Origin of the sequence: Flavobacterium sp. UBA4854, assembly GCF_002399805.1 — a bacterium.
In the GTDB taxonomy this organism is placed as follows: Bacteria; Bacteroidota; Bacteroidia; order Flavobacteriales; family Flavobacteriaceae; genus Flavobacterium; species Flavobacterium ginsengisoli.
Genome location: NZ_DHEI01000073.1, coordinates 1 through 9,173 on the forward strand (window position 1 = coordinate 1; position 9,173 = coordinate 9,173).

Sequence of the window (9,173 nt, forward strand, 5' to 3'; positions counted from 1 at the left end):
CTAACTTGAAATGATCTTTAATTTAATATTAGACCGATTTGCAAACTTTGACATTCCTTTAAAATTTACTACTTTTGCACTCTAAATTTTATGTCATGGCGAAAAGAAAGTATAAAATATCGGTTATTCAGTTAAATCTGAATGATATTGCCGAAAATAATCTTAAAAAATGTATCAGTTGGGTAAGAGATGCTGCAAGTCAAGGTGCAGAAGTTATCTTACTGCCTGAATTATATAGCAGTCATTATTTTTGTCAAAGTGAAGATGTGGATAATTTTGCATTAGCAGAGCCATTGTACAGCACTTCATTTATTGCATTCAGCGAATTGGCAAAAGAATTAGGAGTAGTGATTATTGTTCCTTTCTTCGAGAAAAGAATGGCTGGAATTTATCATAATAGTGCTTACATTATTGATACTGATGGAACTGAAGCTGGTTTATACCGTAAAATGCATATTCCAGACGATCCACATTTCTATGAGAAATTCTATTTCACACCAGGAGATTTAGGTTTCCAGGCTATTGAAACTAAAAAAGGAACCGTTGGAACTTTAATTTGCTGGGATCAATGGTATCCAGAAGCAGCTCGTATTACAGCTCTTAAAGGTGCTGAGGTTTTATTTTACCCAACAGCAATCGGATGGCATCCTAAAGAAAAAGAACAATACGGAGAAAACCAATATGGCGCTTGGATGAATGTTATGAAAGGTCATGCAGTTGCTAATGGCGTTTTCGTAGCGGCAGCTAATCGAATTGGTTTAGAAAAATATCTTGAAGGAACAGAAGGAATTCAGTTCTGGGGAGCTTCTTTCATTGCTGGACCGCAAGGAGAAATTTTGGCTCAAGCTTCTCACGATAAAGAAGAAATCTTAATTGCTGAAGTTGATTTAGATTTACAAGAAAATGTTCGTCAAAACTGGCCATTCTTCAGAGATAGAAGAATTGATGCTTTTGGAGACATTACAAAAAGAGCAATTGATAAATAATTAGGTTTATCTGAAATATAAAAAAGGACAAAATATACATTTTGTCCTTTTTTTTGTAAGCTTCGGAGAAGCGAAATATTTATAGCACCTCAATGAAACAAAATGAAAAAGCTCCAGCGGCGCAACATGTATTAGATTGTAAAAGAACATTTCGCTCCGCTGGAGCTATATATTGTAAAACTATATTGTTTGCTATAAATATTTCGCTTCTCCGAAGCTTTAAATAAGTATTCAAAATCTAATTTTTTTAAAATACTGTTTTATAATAAAAAGGAGCTATTTCAATACGAAATAGCTCCTTTTCTGCTTTTAGCTTTATATATAAATTACTTCACTTGGAAAGTAACTCTTCTCACGATCTGACGTGCCTCTTTAGAATTTTTGTTAACAGAAGTATCTTCTCCGTTAGCAATTACATTCAATCTTGAAGCGTCAATTCCTGCATTTACAGCCACTTTTTTAACAGCTTCAGCTCTTTTTCTTGATAGCTCAACATTGTAGTTTGAGTTTCCAATTTCATCAGCATATCCAATAATATCTGCTGATTTTCCAGGATTGTTTTTCAAATATTTCACTAAGAAATCTACACCAGATAAAGAAGCATTTGTAGGTTTAGACGAGTTGAAATCGAAATAAACATTTACATAACCACCGTTAATTAATTCTTCAACAGTATTGTTTGTAGCTGTTCCAGCGCCTTTTTTCTCGTAAGTTTTATCCAAATAGCTTTCTAGCTCATCTGGCACACCATTTTGATTATTATCAATAGATTGCCCTTTTGTGTTAACAGCAACTCCAGCAATAGAGTTTGGTTCTAAATCGTATAAATCAGCAACTCCATCTTTGTCTGAATCGATAAGACCAGTTTCGATTAAGTCCACTCTTTTTTCCAATTCGCCAATTCTATCTTCTTCACCAACCCAGTCAGCATGTTTCTGGTTTTTTCCTAAGTAGAACGTTAAACCAACAGAAGCATTTAGTAAAATACCGTCAAAAGAACCAGTTGTTGTGTTTCCCATTCCGTCAAAGTTCCAGTTTTGTCTTCCGTTTATAATTCCAGTAAGATCTCCTGTTAAAGCTACTCGGTCACTTAATCTGATTTGTCCAGTTAAACCGGCAATTCCGTGAGCCATGTAATCTTGACCTCCAAATCCTGTTTCAGTGCTAATTTGAGAAACTCCGAAACCTCCATGTGCTAAAAGACCAATTGTGTTTGTCCAAGTTTCAAAATTTAATGCACGTCCAACATTGATAACCCCTTGTAAACTTGCTCTAACATAGCGGCTTTCAAAATCTGGAGTATCTTTTTTCTCTTTAAATTGGTCGTAACCAACATCTAATTTTAAACCAAATTTTGGATTAAACATATATCTTACTCCTAAATCTCCGTGAAAAAAGTTTAATGATTCAGTAGTATAACCTGGAGTCATAGCTCTTGTTGGTTTGTTAACACCACCATTAAGTTCAATCGACCATTTGTTGTATTCTTGCTCTACATTAGGTTTTGTAGAAGTCGTAGCCATATTTTGTGCGCCTGCCGCAAAAGATAGTAATAATAGAGAGGCTGATACTAATTTCTTTTTCATGATATCAAAAATTAAATTGTTTTTATTTTAAACTCATGAACAAAATTAGAAGTCGAATTTTAGAATGTGTTGTATATACTCTTACATAATTCCCATCTTTTGGCTTTTAATTATGTAAATCCGTTAAAATTAGTCTAATAGAAAGCAAAAAAAAAGGACAAAATTCACATTTTGTCCTTTTGCTATCCTGAAAAAATATTAATTATTTCAAATCTGGCTGATAAATTTTAACAGTTCCATCACCTTCGCTGCTTACTACTAATAAGCTTCTTTTTGTTGGGCTTTTTGAAGCCGGAATAAATAATAAACCTTCTGGAGCATCTCCTGTTTTTACTGTTTGTAAATATTGTGGAGAAGTTGGGTTAGTTGCATCATAAACCATAAAAGCATCAGATCTTTCTAAACCAACAAATAAAATATTTTGATTTCCCATTTTAGCTACAACCACAGCTTCTGGCTCAGAACCTTTGTCATCGCTTCTTTTGTCATCGTATGTGCCAATTTCATTTGTTTTTTTGTCAACATCATTTTTACTGTCAAAAACGATTTTTCCAGTGTTTCCATTCCAAATAGAAAATGATCTACCTCCAAAACTTACCATTTCGTCCAAATCTCCATCTCCGTCAGTATCTCCCATATCAGCAACAAGGTTTAATCTTCCCATATTAGCATCTAATTTTAAAGTAGCAGCATTTGGAAAAGCTGTTGCATCAAGTGTCATGTTTTTCATACGCTTTACATCAGTGTAAGCAGTATATTCTCTTGCATCACCTTCGTTAGCGGTTACAAAATAAGGAACATTGTTTACAGTATAATGGCTGATGGCGTCTGGCATATAAAGACCTTTTACTTTCCATGGATTGAATGCAATTTTATTGTCGCTATCGCTAACATCAATTGCATTTTCAGCAGTATTGTAATCTTTAAAACCTAAAGGGTAAATTGCTGTAATAGTTTTAGAAGTTAAATCGACCTTTGCAACACCATTATTTTCTTGTAAAGTTACCCAAGCCGTTTTAGAATCGTCAGAAATTGTAATGTATTCAGGTTCTATATCTTGAGCAAAACTAGTTTTAGCAAATTTTGAAATTCTGAAGCCATCTTTTGCCAATGCCGCAGCTTGACCAGCAAATGAAGCGAAATCTAAAGTTGTAACATTATAAGTGCTAGTTTCAATAATAGAAATGGTTCCGTTTGGATCCTGAGAATAATCTGTGTTTGGCTCACCTTCGTTAGCGGTCATGATGTATTTTCCATCAGGAGAAAAAGTAATCATATCGGGCAATGCACCAACTGTAACTTGCTTAATTAAGCTATAATCTGAAGTGTTGAAAATAACTACTTTACCGTTTCCTTGTTTGTTTACTGTAGATTCTAAAGCTACAGCAAGTTTTCCGTCAAAAACAGAAACACTGTTTGCAGCGCCTTCATATGTAGCCAAATTAATTTGTCCTATTTTAAGAGGTTTTGTCGGATCAGAGATGTCGATAACATCAATTTGATTTACACCACTGTTATTTACAGTAAAAAGTCTTTTTGTTTTTTCGCAGTAAGCCGAGATTTCTGCAGCAGCTTCTCCGCCAATTGTAATAGAACCAATTTCTTTAAAAGTTCCAGGATTTTCATTTGCACCAACTTCGGGAGTGCTGTTTGAGTTTTCGTCATTGTTACAGCTTGCCAATATAAAAAGGGCAGCTAATAATGAGATTGATAAATTTTTCATGTGTTAGTTTTTAGTTTTGGCAAAAGTAATTCTGAGCCTTCTGTTAAATATTAAGTAGGTATTATTTAATCTTTAACTTAATTTTTGCAAGATATTTTTTGTGAAATTAGAGATGATTTTTGCTCAGTTGTTTTAAAATCCTAACGAATGCTTATCTTTGCACTTTTTAAATTAGAACGTATTTATGTCAACAAATAATAGAAGATTTCCAGCAGAATGGGAAAAACAGCAAGGAATTGTATTGTGTTTTCCGCATAATGGCAACGATTGGCCAGGAAAATATGAAGCTGTTCAATGGGCTTTTGTAGAGTTTATTAAAAAAGTAGCGACTTTTGAAACTGTTTTTTTGGTGGTTGCCGATGAAAAACTAAAAGAAAAAGTTGCTGATATGCTTGAAAGAGCTCGCGTTAATACTGAAAACGTTTCTTATATTGTTCATAAAACAAACAGAAGCTGGATGCGCGATTCAGGACCAATTATTGTAAAAAATGGTTCAAAAAGAGAAGCTTTGAATTTTAATTTCAACGGTTGGGCAAAATATAAAAATTATCAATTAGACAAATTCGTTCCGGGTAAAGTGGCAGATTTTATTGATGTTCCTTTAACTCAAGTAATGTACAGAGGAAAACCAGTAATTGTAGAAGGTGGAGCGATCGATGTAAACGGAAAAGGAACTTTGTTGACTTCTGAAGAGTGTTTGATGCACCCAACAATTCAAGTAAGAAATCCTGGTTTTACAAAAGAAGATTATGAAGCCGTTTTTAAAGAATATCTTGGAGTTACAAACGTAATTTGGTTAGGAGACGGGATAGAAGGTGACGATACACATGGACACATCGACGATTTATGCCGATTTGTGAATGAAGATACTATCGTTACAATTGTAGAAACAGATAAAAACGATTCAAACTACAAACCTTTACAGGATAATTTGAAACGTCTGCAAAATGCAAAACTAGAAAACGGAAAATCTCCAGTGATTGTAGCATTGCCAATGCCAAAACGTGTAGATTTTGAAGATTTACGTTTGCCAGCAAGTTATGCTAATTTCTTAATCTTGAATAATTGCGTTTTAGTGCCAACATTTAACGATAGTAATGATCGTGTTGCTTTGAATATCTTGGCAGAATGTTTCCCAGATCGTGAAGTAATCGGTATTAGCTGTATTGATTTTATTTGGGGATTCGGAACTTTACATTGTTTAAGTCAGCAGATTCCTGCATAAAAATAGTAGTCACAGATTATAAAATAATCGTTTTGATTTTTTTAATCTGTGACAAAATTATCAGATATACAGAGACTTTCTTCTGTAATTTAAGCTATCACCAAAAGTGGCAGCTTTTTTTTGTTGTATATTTAACAGACAGATTTGCCGTCTGTCACAACATCCTTCTTATATTCGTATGTTCAATAATGCAGAAATGCAGATTTAATTTTATATGAAGAAAATATTTTTTATCCTTTCCGTGCTTTCTTCCGGAGCTCTTTTTTCACAGTCCGATTCGCAAGACAAAAATGAACTTACATTTGCTACCTACAATGTAAGTATGGAATCTGATAATTATTCTCCCAAAGGCGCAATGGGAAAATCGGAGCAGATGTTAATTAATCAACTTAGTTCAGGGCATAATGCTCAAATCAGAAATATTGCCCAGATTATTCAGACCGTTAAGCCAGATGTAATTTTGCTAAACGAGTTTGATTATATTAAAGATCCTGAACTTGGCGTAAAGGCATTTATAAAAAATTATTTGAATGTGAGCCAAGGCGGAGCAGCAGCCATCGATTATCCTTACTACTATTATTCGACAGTGAATACCGGCCAGCCAAGTCCTTATGATTTGAACAATGACGGAAAGTTGAGTAATTCAGGAAATGATGCATGGGCATTTGGTATGTATCCTGGGCAATATGGGATGATGCTTTTGTCTAAATATCCTATTGATGTTAATGCAATTCGTACTTTTCAACATTTTAAATGGAAAGATATGCCAGAAGCATTAATTACCAAAAAAGCAGATGGATCAGATTGGTATAGCAAGAAAGCATGGAAAGAATTTCCATTATCTTCAAAATCTCACTGGGATGTTCCTGTAGAAATTGGTAATAAAACAGTTCATGTTTTAGTTAGCCACCCAACTCCTCCTACTTTTGATGGGGCTGAAGACCGCAATGGGAAAAGAAATCATGATGAAATTCGATTCTGGAAAGACTATATTTCAGATAATTCGTCTTCTTATATTTATGATGATAAAGGCGTAAAAGGAGGTTTGCCTCCAAATTCTCGATTTGTCATAATGGGTGATCAAAACGCTTCACCAGTTGAAGGGGATGCTATTAGAGAAGGTATAAAGTCTTTAGTAGAGAGTCCGAAAATTAATAGCGACTTTACACCTGCTAGTAAAGGTGGTGCAGAATTTAGTCCCGAAAATCCTTTTGGAATTAATCATACCGCTTTTTGGAGAATGCGTGCAGATTATGTATTGCCATCGAGACTTGGTTTTAAGATTGTTAACAGTGGTGTGTTCTGGCCTGCAAAGGGTGAGCCAATGTCAGAATTAGTCGAAAAACGAGAGTCAAGCTCCGATCATCGTTTGGTTTGGGTAAAAGTAATTTTAGAATAAGTAACTTTTTCTTTCATTTAATAAAAGCATAAAAAAACCTTGGCAATTACCAAGGTTTTTTATTTTTTATATCTCTTTAGACTGATCTGCTCTTCATTGTCTTGTAAAAGGAGGTAACAATTGGCTAGAAACTTCTCCAAATCCAATTCTTACTTCTTTATTTTCGCAGAAACCACGAATAATTACAGTATCATTATCTTCAATAAATTTGCGTTCGCTTCCGTCTTTTAATTTAAGCGGATTTTTTCCACCCCAAGTTAACTCTAGCATAGAACCAAAACTATCTGGAGTTGGACCAGAAATTGTTCCAGAGCCCATCATGTCACCAGAATTCACGCGACATCCGTTTGATGTATGGTGTGTCAATTGCTGAGCCATAGACCAATACATATATTTAAAATTAGATGTTGAAATCACAGTTTCTTCCTGATCTTCTGGTTGTAAAGAAACTTCTAAATGAATATCAAAAGCCTTTTTTCCTTTTGTCTGTAAATAAGGAAGCGGTGAAGGATCTTGTTTAGGTCCCTTAGTTCTAAAAGGTTCCAAAGCATCCATAGTCACAATCCAAGGTGAAATTGAAGTAGCAAAGTTTTTTGCTAAGAATGGTCCAAGAGGCACATATTCCCATTTTTGAATATCACGAGCACTCCAGTCATTTAGTAAAACCATTCCGAAAATATAATCTTCAGCTTCGTAAGTTGAAATATTTTCGCCCATTACATTTACATCTGTTGTAATGAAAGCCGTTTCCAATTCAAAATCGACTAAACGAGAAGCACCAAAGACAGGTGTATCATGTCCTGCAGGAAGAGTTTGTCCCATTGGTCTGTGAACCGGAATTCCAGATGGCACAATTGTAGAGCTTCTTCCATGATATCCAACTGGAATGTGAAGCCAGTTTGGCAGTAATGCATTTTCTGGGTCACGGAACATTTTACCTACATTTGTAGCATGTTCTCTACTTGAATAAAAGTCAGTATAATCACCAATTAAAACTGGTAATTGCATCTCTACATCTTCGATCTTAAATATAACAATATCGCGGTGTTTTGTTGAATCTCTTAGCTGAGGATTAGTTTCGTCGAATATCTCTGCGATACGATTTCTAACTAAACGCCATGTTTTTTTTCCGTCAGAAATAAAATCATTTAGCGTATCCTGCATAAACATATCATCAGTTAATTCTATTCCCTCAAAATAGTTTAATTGCTGTAAAGCCCCTAAATCTATGGCGTAATCGCCAATTCTAGTTCCTACAGTAACGACATTTTCTTTCGTAAGAAATACACCAAAAGGAATATTCTGAATAGGGAAGTCGCTATTTTCTGGTACTTCTAACCATGATTTTCTACTGGTATCGTTGGCGGTTATTGGCATGTTTTAATGTTAATTATTTGTTGAAAAATTACATGTCAAATATATCATAATCTAGCAGTTTGACAAACGTTTTTTTGTATTTTTGCGTGAAATTAACGAAAAACAAAAAAATGCAACGCGACGAACAAATTTTTGATCTTATCCAAGAGGAGAAAGAAAGACAAATTCACGGATTAGAGCTTATTGCTTCTGAGAATTTTGTAAGTGATGAAGTAATGGCAGCAGCAGGGTCTGTTTTAACGAATAAATATGCAGAGGGTTATCCTGGTAAAAGATACTACGGCGGTTGCGAAGTAGTTGACGTTATTGAGCAAATTGCTATTGACAGAGCTAAAGAATTATTTGGCGCTGAATATGCAAACGTACAGCCTCACTCGGGTTCTCAGGCAAATACATCTGTTTACCACGCTTGTTTAAATCCTGGTGACACGATTTTAGGTTTCGATTTATCTCACGGAGGTCACTTAACACATGGTTCTCCAGTAAACTTCTCAGGACGTTTATACCGTCCAGTTTTCTACGGCGTAGATGCTGAAACTGGCCGTTTAGACTATGATAAAATTCAAGAAATTGCAACAAAAGAACAGCCAAAATTAATCATCGCTGGAGCTTCGGCTTATTCTCGTGATATGGATTTTGCTCGTTTTAGACAAATTGCTGACAGCGTAGGAGCAATTTTATTTGCTGATATTTCTCACCCAGCAGGTCTTATTGCAAAAGGATTAATGAACGATCCAATTCCACATTGCCATATTGTTTCTACAACAACTCACAAAACATTAAGAGGACCACGTGGAGGTTTGATTTTAATGGGTAAAGATTTCCCAAATCCACAAGGATTAACAACTCCAAAAGGAGAAATCAGAATGATGTCTTC

General features: G+C 34.8%; 7 protein-coding genes. 4 read left to right on the top strand and 3 right to left on the bottom strand.

The genetic code is table 11. The features are described 5' to 3' along the window. Positions 1-95: 95 nt before the first annotated feature. On the top strand, positions 96-986 hold the full coding sequence (locus B3J44_RS10475) for a carbon-nitrogen hydrolase (RefSeq protein WP_286968360.1): 891 nt from the start codon (positions 96-98) through the stop codon (positions 984-986). 326 nt (positions 987-1,312) lie between these two features. On the opposite strand, the gene B3J44_RS10480 is transcribed toward B3J44_RS10475, so the two are convergent. After that, entirely contained in the window at positions 1,313-2,572 is a 1,260-nt protein-coding gene (locus B3J44_RS10480) for an OmpA family protein (RefSeq protein ID WP_198856055.1), read from the bottom strand. A gap of 202 nt (positions 2,573-2,774) precedes the next feature. Beyond that, a complete protein-coding gene (locus B3J44_RS10485) occupies positions 2,775-4,295 on the bottom strand; it encodes a choice-of-anchor I family protein (RefSeq protein ID WP_286968364.1) in 1,521 nt (506 codons plus the stop codon). 184 nt (positions 4,296-4,479) lie between these two features. Here B3J44_RS10485 and B3J44_RS10490 point away from each other — a divergent pair, with 184 nt between their 5' ends. Next, positions 4,480-5,520 (top strand): agmatine deiminase family protein, encoded by a 1,041-nt coding sequence (locus B3J44_RS10490; RefSeq protein ID WP_286968370.1) that lies wholly within the window; start codon positions 4,480-4,482, stop codon positions 5,518-5,520. A gap of 214 nt (positions 5,521-5,734) precedes the next feature. Continuing rightward, positions 5,735-6,919: an endonuclease/exonuclease/phosphatase family protein gene (locus B3J44_RS10495; protein ID WP_286968371.1), complete on the top strand. Its 1,185-nt coding sequence runs from the start codon at positions 5,735-5,737 to the stop codon at positions 6,917-6,919. A 93-nt stretch (positions 6,920-7,012) separates the two neighbouring features. Here the strand turns inward: B3J44_RS10495 and fahA are convergent, their stop codons facing one another. Then, positions 7,013-8,296 carry a fumarylacetoacetase gene (gene fahA, locus B3J44_RS10500; RefSeq protein ID WP_286968372.1) on the bottom strand — a complete coding sequence of 428 codons (1,284 nt, stop codon included), beginning with the start codon at positions 8,294-8,296 and terminating at the stop codon, positions 7,013-7,015. Positions 8,297-8,406: 110 nt separating this feature from the next. Here fahA and glyA point away from each other — a divergent pair. Next, a partial coding sequence (glyA, locus tag B3J44_RS10505; protein ID WP_286968373.1) for a serine hydroxymethyltransferase occupies positions 8,407-9,173 on the top strand: 767 nt, incomplete at its 3' end.

Coding starts and splice junctions, on each gene's coding strand:
- B3J44_RS10480 (WP_198856055.1), bottom strand. CDS start 2,572: ATGAAAAAGAAATTAGTATCAGCCTCTCTATTATTACTATCTTTTGCG.
- B3J44_RS10475 (WP_286968360.1), top strand. CDS start 96: ATGGCGAAAAGAAAGTATAAAATATCGGTTATTCAGTTAAATCTGAAT.
- B3J44_RS10490 (WP_286968370.1), top strand. CDS start 4,480: ATGTCAACAAATAATAGAAGATTTCCAGCAGAATGGGAAAAACAGCAA.
- B3J44_RS10495 (WP_286968371.1), top strand. CDS start 5,735: ATGAAGAAAATATTTTTTATCCTTTCCGTGCTTTCTTCCGGAGCTCTT.
- B3J44_RS10485 (WP_286968364.1), bottom strand. CDS start 4,295: ATGAAAAATTTATCAATCTCATTATTAGCTGCCCTTTTTATATTGGCA.
- fahA (WP_286968372.1), bottom strand. CDS start 8,296: ATGCCAATAACCGCCAACGATACCAGTAGAAAATCATGGTTAGAAGTA.